This is a genomic window from Novosphingobium sp. (assembly GCF_032093395.1).
Classification (GTDB): Bacteria; Pseudomonadota; Alphaproteobacteria; order Sphingomonadales; family Sphingomonadaceae; genus Novosphingobium.
In genome coordinates, this window is the sequence record NZ_DAMDBA010000033.1 from 32,621 (window position 1) to 51,325 (window position 18,705).

An 18,705-nucleotide genomic window follows, 5' to 3' on the forward strand; every position below is an offset into this window, starting at 1 on the left:
CCTGCTTCGGATCGCAAGGCGCTCGACAGGGGGATGAAATGAAGTTCGCTACAATTTCGCACGCGGCGCTTGCCGTGGCGCTTGGTCTTGCCTGGAGCACGCAGGCTTGTGCCGAGGAAACCGGTGAAGACGCCGGTGAGGATCAGGCCATCGTCGTCACCGGCACCAGCCTTGAGGAAACGCTGCCGCAAGAGCTTTCCCGCTACGGCAACGACGTGGTGACCGTGAGCGAAAAGCAGATCAAAGACAGCGGCGCGGTAGACGTGGTCAAGGCGCTGGAAGCAGTGCCCGGTCTCTACATCCGCGCCCGCAACGGGCCGTTCACTTACGTCGATGTGTCGCTTCAGGGTTCGCGCACGCAGGACGTGCTCTGGACGATGGACGGCATCCGCCTCAACAACCGCCTCTATGGCGGAACATCGCCCAACGACACGCTTCCCGCCAGCATGATCGAGCGTATCGAGGTGCTGCGCGGCGGGGAGAGCCTGTTCTACGGCACCCAGGCTTCGGCGGGCGTCATCAACGTGGTGACGCGCGGCTTTACCGACGATTTCAACGGCCAGGTCAATGCCTCGGTGGATTCCTGGGGCGGCACCACGGTGGACGGCTACTTGCGCGGCGCGGCGGGCAGCCACCGCTTCGTGGCCTATGCCGCGCACAACCGCTCGGAAGGCTACACGCCTTACAGCGCCTACCAGCCCAGCCTTACCGATCGCCATCTCGGCTACGACTTGTGGTCGGCGGGGCTCAAGTACCAATACGACCTCGCACCCGACCTGGCCCTCAACGCCCAGTACCAGCATACCGAGGCGAAGCTCGACAATCTCTCGCCCACGCGCATCCGGGAGAGCCGCAACGATCGCAACGAGGAAATCGCCAGCCTCCGCCTGGATTACACCGGCAGCGATGCGGTGCAGTTCTTCCTCAAGGGCTATTTCCATGACTGGAAGACGGCCTACGTCCAGATCCGCAATTCGCTTCCCGACCTGCAACCGCAAGTGATCTACCCAGCAGGCACGTTCTGGGGCTATCGCGACTGGGGCGGCAGCGCGGTGGTCAAGCTGCATCTCCATCCCGGCCTCGAATACCTGCTGGGCTACGACTTCCAGAACTTCAGCGGTCGTGACGACGTGCTGCTGATCGCACCGACCAGCGAACAGGTCCACGCCGGTATCTTCCAGGTGCGCACCACCGACGAGATCTCCTCGAAAGGCCGCCTCGCCGCCGGTCTGCGCTACAACCGCACGGACGGGGCGAAGAAGACGATCTGGAACGTCTCCGGCCGCTACGACTTTGCCGATGCGCTCTATGTCGAGGCGAACGGCGGCACTTCCTTCGTACTTCCGGATGCCTCGCAGCTCTATGGCAACGATCCCTGCTGCGAGATCGGCAATCCGAACCTGAGCCCGGAACAGAGCCTCAACCTCAACCTCTCCGCCGGGGGAACCCTGCCCGCAGGCGCGGTCACGCTGGGCTGGAAGGCGACCTATTTCAATCGCCGCATCACCAACATGATCGACTACGATTACGACAATCCGGCCTATCCGAACGGCACTTACGCCAACCTCGACGGCAAGGTCCGCTCGCAGGGCGGCGAGTTCGAACTGACGGCCCGGACGGCGGGGGGCTGGAACCTCAATGCCAGCTACACTTACGCCCGCGTGCGCAAGAAGGGATCGTCCACCCAGCTTGATCGCAATCCCCGGCAATACGCCAAGGGCACCCTGTCCTACGCGCCCGAGGACCGGCCGTTCGGCGCCAATCTCTCGGTCAACTGGATCGGCGACGTCTGGTCCACGGCTTCGGGCTTCGGCCGCCGGAACTACGGCAACTACGCGCTCGTCGATGCCGGGGCCTATCTCTACGTGGACGGTGCGGCGCGCCGGAACCGCTTCGGCGTCAATGTCGAGAACCTGTTCAACCGGGAATATGCGACGCGCGGCTATCAGTCGGCAGTGACCGACCAGGGCGTGCTGGATGGCAGCAACAGCCGCTTCCTCTACTTCAGCCGGGGCGTACCGCGCACGCTGCGGATGAGCTACGGGTTGAGCTTCTGAGGCCATGGCAACGCTCCAGCCTCGGCCCCATCCTCGAACGAAGCGCTCACGCAGCCTGCTGCCGCGCCCGATCCTTGTCCTTCATCGCTGGCTCGGCGTCTTCGTCGGCCTGCTGATGACGATCTGGTGCCTTTCGGGCTTCGTGATGATCTATGTGGACTATCCGAGGCTGGAGCCTGCCGCACAAGTGCAGGGCCTTGCCTCCCTGCAACTACCGCCGTCCGGCGCTTTCGACGCCGTGGACATGGCGCCGGGCACGCCGATCGCGTCCGCCCACATCGAGATGCTGGCCGGACGCCCGGTCCTGCGGGTCGTGCCCGGTGAATCCACCGACCGCGCGATCCCGCAGATGCGCACGATCCCCGCCGCCTTCGATCTGGCAACCGGCAAGCCGCTGGCCGCGCCGGGCCCGCAGGATATGGCCAGGATCGCGCGGGATTTCGCGGAAGGTCACGGTATCGTGGGCGGGCCTGCCGCTCCCGTGGAAACCGGGATCGACCAATGGACCGTGCAAACCTACAGGCGCAACGCGCCGCTCTACCGGGTGGACTTCGACGACAGCGCCGGAACCGAGATCTACATTTCAGGCAGGTCCGGCGAGGTCGTGCAGGAAACGACGCGCTTCCAGCGTTTCTGGGGCTGGCTGGGCGCTGTGCCGCACTGGCTCTATCCCACGATGCTGAGGCAAAACGGCGCGCTGTGGAACGAGGTGGTCGTCTGGACCTCGCTTGCGGGATGTTTTCTCACGGTGACAGGCATCTGGGCCGGGATCGCCCGTATCCGCCGAAAGCGCGACGGCCAAATCGGGTCGCCCTACAAGGGATTGTGGTGGTGGCACCATGTCTTCGGGCTGTTCTTCGGACTGCTGACGCTGACCTGGGTGGCGAGCGGGCTCTTCTCGATGAACCCGTGGGGGTTCCTCGACAGCGCGGGTGGATTTGCCGAGCGCGAGAGACTTGCCGGGCCGATGCCATGGCGTGACGTTCGGCAAGCCCTGTCCGCCTTGCACGATCTTCCCAACGATACCCTCCGGATCGATACCGCGCCGCTGGGCGGCCGGACATTCCTGATCGCGTCCAAAGCGAACGGCCGGGCGCAGCGCCTTGACGCCCAGGGCAAGGCGTCCTCGCTGACCTCGGGCGAACTGCGTGCTGCCTTTTCGGGACAGCCGGCCATCGCATCGCTGGAACTGCTGACGCAAGAGGACGCCTATTATTACCGCCACCGCTTTGCCGCACCGCTTCCGGTCTGGCGCGTGGTGCTGGCGGATGGAGAGAAGACGCGGCTCTACATGGACCCGACCAGCGGCCGGATCGTGCGTGCTTTCGACCGCAACGGGCGCGGTTTCCACTGGTTGCAGGATGGATTGCACAGCCTCGACTTTCCCGTGCTGCGCAAACGTCCATGGTGGGATTTCATTGTGCTGCCGTTGCTGGCCGCCGTCACGCTGGTCTGCGCGACCGGAACATGGATGGCCTGGAACAAGGTAAGCAGAGACATCCGCCGTCTCTCGCGGCGCCTGCAACGACGCCGCGCGGCCGTTCTCATGGCGCGAGGTCGATACCGGAACCTCGTCGGCCCATGATCGACGGACGGCTCAATTCGGCCGTCCATGTCGCAAAAGGTACATTTTCATGCCCTAGGCGCGGCGCACAGTTCCTTCACTGCCGAGCCCTTCATCGTGACCGCGCCCCATGTCCGCCCGATTGACCGCTGGTTCGTTGAAGAGGTTCTGCCTCACGAACGCGGCTACCTGGACTATGCGCGCAGGATTGTCCGCAACGACGAGGAAGCCGGCGACATCGTTCAAGAAGTCTACGTAAAGCTGTTCACGCTGGGCGGCTGGAGCGCGATCGCCAACCCGCCGGGATATGTCATGCGCATGATCCGCAACCAGGCGATCGAGCGGATGCGGCAGGGACGCGTGGTCACCATGCTGGCGCTGCCCGCACCCGCGGCGCTGGACGTGGCCGACGAGATGCCCGATGCCTTCCGCGTGGTCGCCGCGCGCACGCAGATGGCGCGCGTGCAGCATGCCATTGCGGCTTTGCCGGAACGGTGCCGGATCGCGCTGGTGCGCCGCCGCTTTGCGGAGGAAACACCGCGCGAGATCGCCAGCGACCTCGGCATCAGCATCTCGACGTTCGAGAAACGCCTCGCCCGCGCCGTGGAACTGCTGACCCATGCGCTCACGCCGCAGGATCGGCCGACCGACGAACTGCGCCCCGATGCACACCCGGAGGCGGCACGAGAGAAGATACTTCTCTGACTCGCAACAGGCTGTATAGGTACGAGCGAGCATCGGAGCGCGGACGCCCTTGTTTCAGAACCGTCCAGAACCGCGTAAAGAAGCACTAGACACGGCACTCCGGTAGATGACGAACTCGAAAGATCCCCTGGGTCAGGACGCCCTGCTGGCCGAAGCGTCGCGCTGGTTCGCCGCGCTCGACGCCGGCACCGCGCGCGTCGAGGAGTTCGAGGCCTGGCGCGCGAGCAATCCGGCCCACGCGGTCGCCTATGCGCGCATCGTCGGCCATTGGGAAGCGATGCGGACCGGGGCAGGCCCTCTGGTCGAGGTTCCGGGCGCGCCCGTACGGGCCAGCCGACGCCAATGGCTGAAGTTCGCCGCCGTGGCGCTGCCCGTGGCAGCGCTCGGTTCGGGCTTCCTGGCCGAGCGCGCCTATGCCTGGGATAGCGCCATGACGAAAGTGGGAGAGACGCGCCGCGTTGTGCTACCCGATGGCAGTGTCGCCTATCTCAACACCGACAGCGCGCTGTCATGGCGGTTTGGCAGTGGCCACCGGATCCTGCGGCTCGATCGCGGAGAAGTGGCGCTGGACATCCGGTCTGGCGGAAAGGATGGCGCGGTGCTGCATGCCGGCGATGCTTCCTTGCCGCTGGCGCCGGGACTGTTCGATGCCCGGATCGCGGGGGGGCGGGCGGAGTTGACCTTGGTGGACGGCGCCGCGCTGCGCCTGCCGGACGGAGGTCGCGAACTGACCTTGCGGCGCAACGAAACGATCGTGATGGCCGCCGACACGGCGCCCCGATTGGAGGCGCGCAGTTCCGAGCAGGTGGCATCGCAAATGGCGTGGCGCATGGGTGAAATCGTCTTCCTCGACGAATCCGTCGCCGCCGCCGCCGCCGAATTCAACCGTCACCTGACGCGCAAGATCACCGTCGCCAGCGCGGATCTGGCGCGCGAGAAGATCGGCGGACGCTTCGATCTCGATCGCCCGGACCAGTTTCTCCAGGCGGTTTCGCTCAGCCTGGATGCGCGTATCGTGCCCACCGCGAATGGCTTCGAACTGGTGCGCTGAACCCTCCGTCATCCCGGACTTGATCCGGGACCGCTGGCAGTTCTTTAGAAGCACCCTTGTGGAAAAGCGCCCCTGCCGAGAGGTGGGCCGGTCACGGCCAGCGGTCCCGGATCAAGTCCGGGACGACGGGTTCTTACGCGAATTTCCCAGGCGAAAAAATATTCTCCCCTGACTTGGAGGCAACCGGCTCCGATCCCGTCATGCCCTTCGAATGGCGCAGACGGTGCGCCATGTCGGGGGTAAGTTTCGATGTCCTTGCGTTACAATTCTCTGTTCGCCGCACTCGCGGCCTCGACCGCGCTGGTCGCCAGTCCCGCGCTGGCGGCGACCGTGAACTTCGACGTTCCCTCGCAGGCCCTGGGTCAGGCGCTGATTACGTTCTCCAAGCAGGCCAAGGTCAAGATCGTCTATCCCGCCGCCGAAATCCGGGGCATGACCGCGCCTGCGGTACGCGGCGCGATGACCCGCCAGGAAGCGCTCGGCCGTCTTATCGCGGGCTCCGGCCTGCGCGTGGTGGGCGACGACGGGCAGGTCGTGGCGCTTGCGCAGGATACGGTGGGAAACGCGCCCGTTGCTGCGGCGCCTGAGGCCGAAGCCGATCCCGACATCGTCGTCACCGGCTACCGCGAATCCATCGAGCAGGCGCTCCAGCAGAAGCGCGAGGCCAATGCCTTCGTCGAGGTCATCACGGCGGAAGACATCGGCAAGTTCCCGGACAAGAACGTGGCCGACGCTTTGCAGCGCATGCCGGGCGTGGTCATCACCCGCGACGGCGGCGAAGGGTCGCGCGTCAGCATTCGCGGATTGCAGCCCGGCCTGACGCAGACCCTGCTGAACGGCAATTTCCTGGCCGGCGCCGACAGCGGCGACCCGCAGCGCTCGTTCAACTACGTGATGCTGCCCGCCAACTTCATCGCCAGCACCGAGGTCTACAAGTCCTCCGAAGCGCGGCTTGAAGAAGGCGGCATCGGCGGCACCATCATCCTCAACACCCGACGTCCGTTCGATGTCCCCTCGGGTTCGGGATTCATCTCGGCGGAGGGCACCTACTCCGACAATAGCGACAAGTTCGAGCCGCAGATCGGCGCGCAGTATTCGTGGAAGAACGAGGACGAGACGATCGGCTTCCTGATCGGCGGCGTCTACCAGAAGCGTACCAACCGCGAGATGCGCTCCACCGCCGGTACCTGGCGCTGGTGGAGCGATCGCGGCGCCGACGGTCAGGTGCTGGAGCGCGCCACCGACGTCGACGGCAATCCCATCGCCAACGATGCGGCGGTGTCGTACTGGACCGGCGGCGGCCAGAGCACGGTCGGCGGCGACCACTACACCGGTTACTGGGCACCGCAGTCGGTGCGCGCCGAAGTCTTCGACCAGGACCGCGAGCGTTTCGGCATCCAGGCGACGGCGCAGTTCCGCCCCACCGACACGCTGACGCTGACCGCGAACTACTTTCGCTTCGAATATAGCAGCGACTACGTGATGAACCAGCTGACGATCCCCGAGTGGGGCTACGGCAAGTTCTTCAGCGACGCCCAGTTCGACAAGAGCGGCACGGTCATGAAGTCCGCGACGTTCGCCGTTCCCGGCGCACCGTGCCTGGCCAATACGCCGATGTGCACGATGGAGACGCCGCGTCTTACCGGGTACTACTCCAAGGAGAAGCAGCACTCGCAGACTTTCGAGGGCGAAGCGCGCTACAAGCTGGACCGCTTCGAGGCACTGCTGAAAGTCGGCAAGACGGCATCGAAGGGCGGGCCTTCGATGCGCTTCCAGGTTGCCGCCAAGCCGCGCATCACGGTGGTGGGTCAGGAGCAGAACGGCAACTTCCTCAGCGCCTGGGATCTTTCCAGCAAGGGCGTGGCTATGGAATTCTCGCCCGAGCTGCAACAGAACCTGATGAACGGCGTCGCCCAGATCGACATCGGCGGCACCAATTCCAGCTTCACCAACAGCAAGATCGACCAGCCCTACGTCCAGCTGGACCTGACGCGCCAGTTCAATGGCGGTTTCCTCCGCTCGATCCAGCTGGGCGGCAAGTGGCGCAAGCTCGAAGTGCACCGCGAGACCGGGCGCAACGAGTGGTATGCCGATGCCGCGAACAAGATCCGCTACCAGAACACGCCCGCCGGCGCCGTCGCGCAGCCCGAATATTTCTATGACGAGCCGATGGGCAACATCAACGGCGGCTTCAGCGCTAACCTCTATCCCGGCGTCGACTTCAAGCGCTACCTCCAGATCATCAACGAGCGCTACGGTCCCTCGGTGCGCGAGCCCGAGCCGAACAACGTCTACAACCTCTCGGAAGAGGCGCTGGGCGGCTATGCGCAAGCGAACTTCGCGACCGGCGGACTGCGCGGCAACCTGGGCCTGCGCGTGGTCAAAACCATCCAGCGTGACGAGACTTCGGACCGCCTCCAGTACCTCGTCGACTACTGCGTCGATGGACCCAATGGCCCGTTCGACCCGAACCGTCCACTGGGCGCGGACGGCAACTGCCAGGTGCTGCCGCTGGGTCAGCGCGAAGTGATCGAGAACGTGCGCCTCAACGAGCGCAAGAGCTACACCGACGTGCTGCCCAGCCTCAACCTCTCCTATGACGTCACCCCCACGCTGCTGGTGCGCGGCGCAGTGGCCAAGGTGGTTTCGCGGCCGTCCATCTCCGACCTCGCCGGTGCCCGCTCGCTCACCTACAAGTCGGAAGCCTATGCCTTCGACCGCGACCAGTTCGGCGAGTTCGCGGGATGGTCGGGCAGCGGCGGCAACTCGCAGCTGAGCGCCTTCAAGGCCTGGCAGTACGACGTGGGCGTGGAATGGTACTTCCGCCCCGGCTCGGTGGTCGGCGCCACCGCTTTCCGCAAGGACGTGTCGAACTTCATCGTGCCGCTGGTCATGGACGTGACGCGTGACGTGGCGGGTCAGCAGGTGCTGATCGAATCCTACTCCACCGTCGCCAACGGCTCGGACGCGGTGTCGCAGGGCGTCGAGATCTACGCGCAGCACACGCTGCCCTTCGGCCTCGGCGCGCAAGTGAACTTCACCTATAACGACACCTCTACGGCGGACGTCACGCTCGATGGCCAAAAGGTGGGTACTTCGCCGCTGGTCGGCAGCGCGAAGACGCAGTGGAACGCCTCGGTCTTCTACGAGACCCGCCGCCTGCTGCTGCGCGCCTCGTACAACCGCCGCGGCACCGTGGTGGGCGGCCTGTCCTCGGGCCTCAACACCTACACCGCGCCTTACGAGCAGGTGGACCTCAACGCCTCCTACGAGATCCGCGACGGGCTGATGCTCACTGCCTCGATCATCAACCTGACGAAGTCGCACGAGTGGCAGTACCTCGGCAACGACACCAAGGACCGGCTGACCAGCTCGATCTACTCGGGCCGCCGCGCCTACGTGGGCGTCTCGTACAACTTCTGATCCTGACCCGAGCGGCGGGACGGGCGCGATCGACGTGCCCGTCCCGCCCTTTTGCCGTTTATCGAAAGCCCTATCCGATGCGCAGAAAGCTGCTTCTCGCCCTCACGCTCGCTGCGAGCATCCATGCCGCCCCCGCCCTGGCCTGGGGCGGGCGCGGCCATGCCGTGATCGACCATGCCGCGCTCGATGCGCTGCCCGAGGACGGGCCGGTGTTCCTGCGCAAATATGCCGAGATCATCGGCGAGGAAGCAGGCGCGCCCGACAGCTGGCGCTCGTCCTCCGAGCCGTTCTCCAAGATCGACGAGGACCCCAACCACACCTGGTTCGTGGAACGGCTCGCGTTTCTTAAACCTGTCCCACGCTCGCGCTATGCCTTCGTGCTGGCCCTCTATCGCGAGCATGAACGCGTGCGGAAAATCGACCCCAAGGCCGCAGAGCGCCTCAACGTGCGCTGGATCGGCACGATGCCTTACGCGATCATGGAAGGCTACGGGCGCATCGTCGCGGGCATGCGCAGCCTGCGCTGGAAGCGGATGCGGGGCGAGCCGACCGCCAACATCGAGCAGACGCTCGCTTTCTACACCGCCTGGATGTCGCACTACATCGGCGACGGCACCCAGCCCCACCACGTCAGCATCCATTGCGAGGGCTGGGTCGGCCCCAATCCCAAGGGCTACGCGACCGGCGGCGGCATCCACGGCGCCTTCGAGATCGGCTATGCCGACGCCATAGACCTCCAGCCCGAGAACTTCGCGAAGCGTATCGGTGCGCCTGCACGGCAGGAGGGCGACCTGTTCGAGCACGTCCTCGCCTTCCTGAACGAGAGCAACGCGGACGTCGAAAAGATCTTCGACCTCGACAAGCGCAAGGTTCTGGCCGACCCGAAAAGCCGCGAAGGGCGCGATTTCGTCTATCGCCGCAGTGCGGCGGGCGCGGCGATGCTGCGCGACCTGCTGACCCGCGCCTGGACCGAGAGCGCGAAACCCGGCGAAGGCGATCCTCGCCCGCAAGACCCGGCAAACCCCGCCTACGATCCCGAAACGGGCTCCGCGCCCGCACCCGCGCCCATGCCCGCTCTCTGAACAGGACATCGCTCCCATGACCGTCGATCGTCGTTCGCTTCTGAAATCGGGCGCGGGCCTGCTACTGCTGTCGGGCCTGCCTGCCCACGCGGCCGTGCTGACCCGTCCGCTCGGCGCCAATCCCTTCACCCTCGGCGTCGCCTCGGGCGATCCGTGGGCGGACGGCTTCGTGATCTGGACCCGCCTGGCGACGCAACCGCTGGGCGAGCATGGCGGAATGCCTCAGGCGGTCGTGCCCGTCTCCTGGGAAGTCGCCGAGGACGAGCGCTTCGCTCGGGTGGTGCGCAAGGGCGAGGCGATGGCGCGGCCCGAGCTGGGCCATTCGGTCCATGTCGAAGTGGGCGGCCTGCTGCCGCATCGTCACTACTGGTATCGCTTCTCGGTTCTGGGCAGCGACGTCAGCCCGGTGGGCCGTGCCCGCACCGCGCCCACAGCCGGAGCCGCGCTCGACCGGCTGCGCATCGGCGTTGCCGGGTGCCAGCACTGGGAGGCGGGCTTCTACGACGCCTGGGGCGCTCTCGCGCGCGAGCCGGACCTCGACCTCGTATTCCACTATGGCGACTACATCTACGAAGGCGCCGGTCGGCCTGTCGGGAAAGGCGCGGTGCGCAGCCACCACGGCGACGAGATCTACAGCCTCGACGACTATCGCCGCCGCTACGCGCAGTACAAGTCGGACCCGCACCTGCAGGCGGCCCATGCTGCCTGCGCCTTTGCCGCCTCGTTCGACGATCACGAAGTCGACAACAACTGGGCGGGCGACTACGATCAGGACGGCACGCCGCCCGAGGCGTTTTTTCTGCGTCGCATGGCAGGATACCAGGCCTGGTACGAGAACATGCCCTTGCGCCGTTCGCAAATGCCCAGCCCGGCCGGGATCACCGCCTATCGCCGCCTCGACTATGGCCGCCTGCTGCGCACGCACGTTCTCGATACCCGCAGCTATCGCACCGACCAGTCCTGCAACGACATCGCCCGTGCCGAAACCTGCACGCCTGAGGCGCACGCCAGCCCGGAGATGCTCGGCCACACGCAGGAAGCCTGGCTCGACGAAGGGCTCGGCAACGACCGGACGTGGAACCTGCTGGCGCAGCAGGTGATCGTCATGCCGTTCGACGTGCGCGCACCGGGCGCTTCGCGCCCCGTCTTCGAGACGGACCTGTGGGACGGCTACCGCCCGGCCAAGGCCCGCCTGCGCGAAAGCATAAAGCGCCATGGCCTCACCAATGTCGTCATCGCCACCGGCGACCACCACAAACACGCCGCCGGGATCGTGCCCGAACGCGACGAAGAGCCCGACGGCAAGGGCGTGGCCGTGGAGTTCCTGGCCACCTCGATCTCGTCGGGCGGCAACGGCCGAGGCGACGACGGCTTCGCGCACATCCTCAAGAACAATCCCAATTTCGACCTTTATACCGACCGCCGCGGCTACCAGATCTTCGACATCACCCCCCGCGCCTGGACCACGGACGTCAGAGTGATGGATGAAATCGAGAAGCCCGGCGGGGTCATCCGCACCCTGGTTCGATACGAGGTCAGCCCCGACGAGGCGCACCTGAAGAGAATCTAGGCCGTAAACTGCTATGTTCTGATGAACGGCCAGTCCGCGGCCCCTGGCATCGAAGCGCCTCCGTGAAATCCTGGCCCGGATGAAGCCGATCGAACAGGTCAACGAAGTTCGCTTCAAGGCGCAATGAGGGAATCTCGCGTCATCTCGCTACCCCGTGAATTGAGGGCCTGGAGGTTGCGCGGGCGTATGGTGAGATGCGCCTGCCAGGTGGCGAGGCCCGCACGATATGCCCTTGCCCTGCGTATGTTCTCCAGATGGAGGAGCTGCAAATTGCGTTGAAAATTCCCAATGCAGTTCATGACGACAAGGACTGCAAATCGGGCCAAGCCGACGTCGGGCAGCGGTAGGGGTGCATGAGGGGCGCCGATCATACGCAAATACTATGCGTTTGGCCGATCCCTCATCTCGAATTTCAACGGCGTATCGTCCTAATGGGTCGACTGCATTCGACTCACTGCCGCAGCCTCGCGGTGTGAGGTTGCAGGAGCACAATCCATGCAGGACATCCTCTGGGTGGGCCTCTTCCTCGTCCTGATGGTCGCCAGCCTCGGCTATGCCGCGCTGTGCGATCGGGCATGAGGAGACGACGCCCATGACCATCGATCTGTGGCTGGCGGCGATCACCGCGCTTGGCCTTCTCGTCTATCTCGTCGCCGTGCTCGCACGGCCAGAACGCTTCTGAAGGAGCGCCGCCATGACCGTTCAAGGATGGCTGCTCATCGCAGCCTTCGTCGGCATATTGCTGGCACTCACCAAGCCGATGGGGCTTTGGCTTTTCGCACTCTATGAGGGGCGTCCAACCCCCTTGCATGTCGTTCTTGGGCCCGTCGAACGCAGCTTCTACGCGCTTTCGGGCATCAAGCCGGACGAGGACCAGTCCTGGCGCCGGTATGCGGTGCACATGCTGGTGTTTAACGGCGCCCTGCTGCTGCTGACTTACATGCTCCTGCGCGCGCAGGCGCTGCTGCCGTTGAATCCCCAGGGACTGGGGGCGGTGAGCGAGCATATGGCGTTCAACACCGCCGTGAGCTTCACCGCGAATACCAACTGGCAGAGCTATGGCGGCGAATCGACGATGTCGAACCTGTCACAGATGCTGGCGCTGACAATTCACAACTTCCTGTCGGCGGCCACCGGTATCGCTCTGGCCTTCGCACTGTTCCGCGGGTTCGCGCGGCGCAGCGCAACCGGCATCGGCAACTTCTGGGCCGACATGACGCGGGTGACGCTGTATCTCTTGCTGCCCATCTGCGTGGTGCTGACGGTGTTCTACATCGGCAGCGGCGTGCCGCAGACGCTTGCCGGTTCGGTGGAGGTCAGCACGATCGAGGGCATCAAACAGACGCTAGCGCTCGGCCCGGTTGCTTCGCAGGAAGCGATCAAGATGCTGGGCACCAATGGCGGCGGCTTCTTCAATGCCAACTCCGCGCATCCCTTCGAGAACCCGACCGCGCTCACCAACCTCGTGCAGATGCTCTCGATCTTCGCGATCGGCGTCGGCCTGACCTACACCTTCGGCAAAGCCGTGGGCAATACGCGCCAGGGCTGGGCGATCCTTGCGGCCATGATGATCATGTTCCTTGCCGGAACCACGATCACCTACTGGCAGGAATCCGCCGGCAATCCCGTTCTGCACGCTCTTTCCGTTTCGGGCGGCAACATGGAGGGCAAGGAAGTCCGCTTCGGCATCGCCGCGTCATCGCTGTTCTCTGTCGTCACCACTGCGGCTTCTTGCGGTGCGGTCAACGCGATGCACGATAGTTTCACGGCGCTGGGCGGCATGATTCCGCTGTTCAACATGCAGCTTGGCGAAGTCGTCATCGGCGGCGTCGGCGCGGGCATCTATGGTTTCCTGCTGTTCGCCATCCTCGCCGTTTTCGTAGCGGGCCTGATGGTGGGCCGCACGCCGGAGTACGTCGGCAAGAAGATCGAAAGCCGCGAGGTGAAACTGGCGGTTCTGGCGATCGCGGTGCTGCCGCTCATCATTCTGGGCATGACCGCGATTGCCTCGGTGATCGAACTCGGCCTTTCGGGACCGCTCAACAAGGGGCCACACGGCTTCTCGGAAATCCTCTATGCCTTCACCAGCGCCGTCGCCAACAACGGCTCGGCATTTGCGGGCTTGTCCGCCAATACGCCGTTCTACAACGGCATGCTGGGCGTCGCCATGTGGCTTGGCCGGTTCTTTATCATCATCCCGATGCTGGCCGTAGCAGGCAGCCTTGCCGCCAAGAAGTACACGCCGGCGACGGCGGGCAGTTTCCCCACCACGGGGCCACTGTGGACCGGTCTGCTGGTCGGCATCGTACTGATCGTCGGCGGCCTGACCTTCCTGCCCAGTCTCGCCCTTGGTCCCATCGCCGATCATCTCGCGATGATCCGTGGCCAGCTTTTCTAAGGAACCTTGCACATGGCTCGGTCCGAAAACAAATCCCTGTTCACGGCAGACCTGATCGTCCCGGCGATCGGGGATGCCTTCCGCAAACTCAATCCCCGGGAATTGATCCGCAACCCGGTGATGTTCACCACCGCCGTCGTCGCGGTGTTGCTGACGGTGCTGCTAATCGTCGGTCAGGACGGCCTTGCCGCCGGCTTCAAGATCCAGCTGGTGCTGTGGCTGTGGCTGACCGTGCTGTTCGGCACCTTCGCCGAAGCTCTCGCCGAAGGGCGCGGCAAGGCGCAGGCCGCATCGCTGCGCGCCACCAAGGCCGAACTCACCGCCAAGCGCCTCAAGGGTGACGGCACGCGGTTCGACAGCGTGCCCGCCAGCCAGCTGAAGAAGGACGACATCGTCCTCGTTCAGACCGGCGACCTGATCCCGTCCGACGGCGAAGTCGTCGTCGGCGTCGCTTCGGTCAACGAGGCCGCGATCACCGGCGAATCCGCTCCCGTCATCCGCGAAGCGGGCGGCGATCGCTCGGCGGTGACGGCCGGCACCCGCGTCATCTCCGACGAGATCCGGGTGCGCGTCACCGTCAATCCGGGACAGGGCTTCCTCGACCGCATGATCGCGCTGGTCGAAGGCGCCGAGCGTCAGAAGACGCCGAACGAGATCGCGCTGACCCTGCTGCTGGTGGGCCTGACGATCATCTTCCTGATCGCCGTCGGCACGATCCCCGGTTTCGCCAGCTATGCGGGCGGCTCGGTGCCGGTTTCGATCCTGGCGGCGTTGCTGATCACCCTGATTCCCACCACCATCGCCGCGCTGCTGTCCGCTATCGGCATTGCCGGGATGGACCGTCTGGTGCGCTTCAACGTGCTGGCCAAGTCCGGGCGCGCGGTAGAGGCTGCGGGCGACATAGACGTCCTCCTGCTCGACAAGACCGGCACGATCACCGTCGGCGATCGTCAAGCCACCGAGTTTCGCCCGGTATCGGGCGTGGACGTCAGCGAGCTTGCCGAAGCGGCGCTGATCGCCAGCCTTGCCGACGAGACGCCCGAAGGCCGCTCGATCGTGGTGCTGGCGCGCGAGAAGTTCGGTCAGACCGCGACCGAACTGCCATACGATTCGGAGATCATACCGTTCACCGCGCAGACCCGGATTTCCGGCGTCAATACCGGCGGGCGCATGATCCAGAAGGGCGCCGTACAGGCGATCCTCAAAGCCAACCCGGGCGCGGGAAGCACGGCTGCGGCCACCGAACTGCGTCGCATCACCGACGAGATCGGCCGCGCGGGCGGCACTCCGCTAGCGGTTGCCGTCGATGGCAAGCTGTTGGGCGCGATCTTCCTCAAGGACATCGTCAAGGCGGGCATTCGCGAGCGCTTCGGCGAACTGCGCGCGATGGGCATCCGCACTGTCATGATCACCGGTGACAATCCGCTGACCGCAGCGTCGATTGCGGCAGAGTCCGGGGTCGACGATTTCCTCGCCGAAGCCACGCCCGAGGACAAGCTGGCGCTGATCCGCAAGGAGCAACAGGGTGGCCGCCTTGTCGCGATGTGCGGCGACGGCACCAACGACGCCCCCGCACTCGCTCAAGCCGACGTCGGCGTCGCCATGAACACCGGCACCCAGGCCGCGCGCGAGGCGGGCAACATGGTCGATCTCGACAGCGACCCGACCAAGCTGATCGAGGTCGTCGGCCTCGGCAAGCAGCTGCTGATGACGCGCGGCGCCCTCACCACGTTCTCCGTGGCGAACGACGTGGCCAAGTATTTCGCGATCATCCCCGCCATGTTCGTGGCGCTCTACCCCGGCCTTGCCGTGCTCAACGTGATGGGCCTGTCCAGCCCGCAGAGCGCAATCCTTTCCGCGATCATCTTCAACGCCTTGATCATTCCGCTACTGGTGCCACTGGCGCTCAAGGGCGTCGCGTACAAGCCAATGGGGGCCGGGCCGCTGCTGGCACGCAACCTCGCCGTCTACGGCCTTGGCGGCCTGATCGCGCCGTTCATCGGCATCAAGCTCATCGACCTGGCCGTTGGCGGCCTCGGTCTCGCCTGAGGAGGCGATCCATGAACAACGACATCCTCTCGTCCTTTCGCCCCGCCCTTGTCATGACGCTGCTGTTCGCCGCGCTATTGGGAATTGCTTACCCGCTGGCGATGACCGGCATCGGTCAGGCGATCTTCCCCAGTCAGGCCAATGGCAGCCTCGTCACGCAAGACGGCAAGGTCATCGGCTCTACCGTGGTCGGGCAGGCCTTCACTTCGGAGCGCTATTTCCAGACCCGCCCTTCGGCGGCCGGCAAGGGCTACGATGGCCTCGCCTCGTCCGGGTCCAATCTCGGCCCGACGTCGCAGGTGCTGCACGACCGCGTCAAGGAACAGGTCGGCGCGATGAAGACCGCCGAGCCCGGAAAGGCGATCCCCGCCGACCTCGTGACGACGTCGGGTTCGGGCCTCGACCCGGATATCACGCCCGAGACCGCGTACTATCAAGTCGATCGTATCGCACGCGTGCGTGCTATCGAGCCTGAGACACTCAAGCGCCTGGTGGCTGGAAGCATCGAGCAGCCCACGCTTGGTTTCATAGGCGAACCGCGCGTCAACGTGTTCGAACTTAATCGACGCCTTGATGGCCTCGGAGCTAAGCCGTCCCAGTGAACGACAGATCCGTCGAACCTGGCCGACCGTCACCCGAAGCCCTCCTGCGCGCCGCGGCGCAGGAGGGCCAAGGCCGTCTGAAGATCTTTCTCGGAGCGGCACCGGGCGTCGGCAAGACCTGGGAGATGCTGACCGAGGGACGCCAGCGCCGCGAGGCTGGCGTTGATGTCGTTGTCGGGGTTGTGGAAACGCACGGGCGTCGTGAGACAGAGGCGCTGGTTTACGGACACGAGATCATAGCCCGGCGCGAGGTCGATCATGCGGGGCACAGCCTTGGCGAAATGGACATCGACGCCATCCTCGCACGCGCGCCGCAATTGGCGCTCGTGGATGAACTGGCGCACACCAATGCACCCGGCAGCCGCCATCCCAAACGGTATCAGGATGTCGAGGAACTCCTTGACGCAGGGATAGACGTCTACTCCACACTCAACATCCAGCACGTCGAAAGCCTGAACGACGTGGTCGCCTCCTTCACGCGCGTGCGGATACGTGAGACGGTGCCCGATTCGATCCTGGAACTGGCGGAAATTGAAGTCGTCGATATTCCGCCCGACGAACTGATCGAGCGGCTGAAGGACGGCAAAGTCTACATCCCGCATGAAGCGACCCGGGCTCTGAGCCACTTCTTCTCGAAGACCAATCTCACCGCACTGCGCGAACTGGCGCTGCGCCGCGCCGCGCAGGCGGTGGACGCACAGATGCTGGAGCATGTGCGCGCGCATGCGCTGGCAGGCAGCTTCGCGGTGGGCGAACGTATCGTCGTTGCCGTCAGCGAACATTCTCATGCAGCGGGGCTGGTCCGCGCTGGAAAGCGTCTCGCCGACGCCCTGCGGGCGCCATGGACCGCCGTTCATATCGAAACCCAACGCGATCAGCACTTCACCGACATCGATCGGCGGCAGCTTGCCGACACTCTGGCGCTGGCCTCGCGCCTTGGCGGTTCGACCGCCAGCATTCCGGCAACCGGGGTCGTGGAGGGCCTGCGCGGTTTCTCGCGCGATGCGCGTGCGACGCAGATCGTCATCGGCAAGTCCGCCCGGTCATGGTGGTTCGAACTTCGCAACGGTTCGGTGGTCGACCAGTTGGTGCGGACCATCGGCGACGTTGCGGTCCATGTTCTTCCCTCGGGTGAGGAACCCCTACCGGCGGTTCGCCGCAGCGCGCCGCTGCGCGGGCACTGGGGTAATCCGATGGACTATGTTTGGTCCGCAATGACGGTCTCGGCGATGACCGTCGTCGGGCGGTTGCTGATCGAGGCGATCGATCTCGGTAACATCGCCCTGCTCTACCTGATCCCCGTCATGTTCGCCGCCGCGACTTTCGGCCTTCGCGCCGGTCTGTTCGCCGGGCTGACGGCAAGCCTCGCCTACAACTTCTTCTTTCTTCCGCCGACCGGCACGCTGACCGTCAGCAATCCCGAGAACGTCATTTCGATCCTCGTCCTGCTTGGCGTCGCGGTGGTCATGAGCCAGTTAGCCGCTCGTGTCCGATCCCAGGCGGACCTGGCCGGATCGAGCGCGCGGCAGAACGCGGCGCTGGCCAGCTTTTCGCGCCAGTTGACCGCGTCCGCCACGCAGGACGAACTGATGCAGGCGATCTGCGCCGAGGTTGCGCGCCTGCTCGACCTGCGCACAGTGCTGCTCCTGCCCTCCATTTCCGGGCCGGATCTGCGCGCGGCATACCCGCCGGAAGACAGGCTCGATCAGATTGAACTCGCCGCAGCGCAATGGGCCATCGAAAATGAACAGCCCGCCGGCCGCGGATCGAGCACGCTCACAGCCTCCGATTGGCTGTTCCATCCCTTGCGGGCATCTGCGGCATCGGGCCGAGGCGTTCTGGGCGTTCTGGGCGTAGCACGTGAAGATGCGGGCGACCCGGTCCGCTCCGACCAGGTGCCGCTGTTGATGAGCCTGCTCGATCAGGCCGCCATCGCCTTCGACCGTATGGCCCTGGAAGAGGAAAACCTGAAGGCACAGGCGGTGGGCGAGCGCGATCGCCTGCGCTCCGCGCTGCTCTCGTCGGTCAGCCATGATCTGCGCACGCCGCTGACGACCATTCTCTCAGCAACGCAGGAAATGAAAAAGCATCCGTCGCCCCAGTTGGTCGAAACGATCGATGCCGAAGCCCAGCGGCTCAATCGCTTCGTCGCCAATCTGCTCGACATGGTGCGTGTGGAAGCCGGTGCGCTGCCGATGAAAGTG

The 18,705-nt window shown here is 65.1% G+C and carries 12 protein-coding genes; all 12 read left to right on the forward strand.

The genetic code is table 11. The annotated features are described in order from the left end of the window. Positions 1-38 precede the first annotated feature (38 nt). Positions 39-2,057: a TonB-dependent receptor gene (locus RT424_RS12750; protein WP_313438602.1), complete on the forward strand. Its 2,019-nt coding sequence runs from the start codon at positions 39-41 to the stop codon at positions 2,055-2,057. 4 nt (positions 2,058-2,061) lie between these two features. Then, positions 2,062-3,642: a PepSY domain-containing protein gene (locus tag RT424_RS12755; RefSeq protein WP_313438605.1), complete on the forward strand. Its 1,581-nt coding sequence runs from the start codon at positions 2,062-2,064 to the stop codon at positions 3,640-3,642. 27 nt (positions 3,643-3,669) lie between these two features. Beyond that, positions 3,670-4,326 carry an RNA polymerase sigma factor gene (locus tag RT424_RS12760; RefSeq protein ID WP_313438608.1) on the forward strand — a complete coding sequence of 219 codons (657 nt, stop codon included), beginning with the start codon at positions 3,670-3,672 and terminating at the stop codon, positions 4,324-4,326. A gap of 106 nt (positions 4,327-4,432) precedes the next feature. Next, positions 4,433-5,377, forward strand: coding sequence for a FecR domain-containing protein (locus RT424_RS12765; RefSeq protein ID WP_313438610.1), 945 nt, complete (start codon positions 4,433-4,435; stop codon positions 5,375-5,377). Between the two features lie 249 nt (positions 5,378-5,626). Beyond that, complete coding sequence (locus RT424_RS12770; RefSeq protein ID WP_313438613.1) at positions 5,627-8,800, forward strand: TonB-dependent receptor; 3,174 nt, start codon at positions 5,627-5,629, stop codon at positions 8,798-8,800. Positions 8,801-8,877: 77 nt separating this feature from the next. Next, complete coding sequence (locus RT424_RS12775) at positions 8,878-9,882, forward strand: nuclease (protein ID WP_313438615.1); 1,005 nt, start codon at positions 8,878-8,880, stop codon at positions 9,880-9,882. A gap of 16 nt (positions 9,883-9,898) precedes the next feature. Next, on the forward strand, positions 9,899-11,452 hold the full coding sequence (locus RT424_RS12780; RefSeq protein WP_313438617.1) for an alkaline phosphatase D family protein: 1,554 nt from the start codon (positions 9,899-9,901) through the stop codon (positions 11,450-11,452). 592 nt (positions 11,453-12,044) lie between these two features. Next, positions 12,045-12,134 (forward strand): K(+)-transporting ATPase subunit F, encoded by a 90-nt coding sequence (kdpF, locus tag RT424_RS12785; protein ID WP_232493295.1) that lies wholly within the window; start codon positions 12,045-12,047, stop codon positions 12,132-12,134. A 12-nt stretch (positions 12,135-12,146) separates the two neighbouring features. Continuing rightward, positions 12,147-13,850: a potassium-transporting ATPase subunit KdpA gene (kdpA, locus tag RT424_RS12790; RefSeq protein ID WP_313438625.1), complete on the forward strand. Its 1,704-nt coding sequence runs from the start codon at positions 12,147-12,149 to the stop codon at positions 13,848-13,850. Positions 13,851-13,862: 12 nt separating this feature from the next. Further along, positions 13,863-15,899: a potassium-transporting ATPase subunit KdpB gene (gene kdpB / locus RT424_RS12795; RefSeq protein WP_313438628.1), complete on the forward strand. Its 2,037-nt coding sequence runs from the start codon at positions 13,863-13,865 to the stop codon at positions 15,897-15,899. Positions 15,900-15,910: 11 nt separating this feature from the next. Next, positions 15,911-16,501 carry a potassium-transporting ATPase subunit KdpC gene (kdpC, locus tag RT424_RS12800; protein WP_313438631.1) on the forward strand — a complete coding sequence of 197 codons (591 nt, stop codon included), beginning with the start codon at positions 15,911-15,913 and terminating at the stop codon, positions 16,499-16,501. Next, the coding region (locus tag RT424_RS12805; protein WP_313438634.1) for a sensor histidine kinase KdpD at positions 16,498-18,705 on the forward strand (2,208 nt) is incomplete at its 3' end. The genes kdpC and RT424_RS12805, both read left to right, overlap by 4 nt.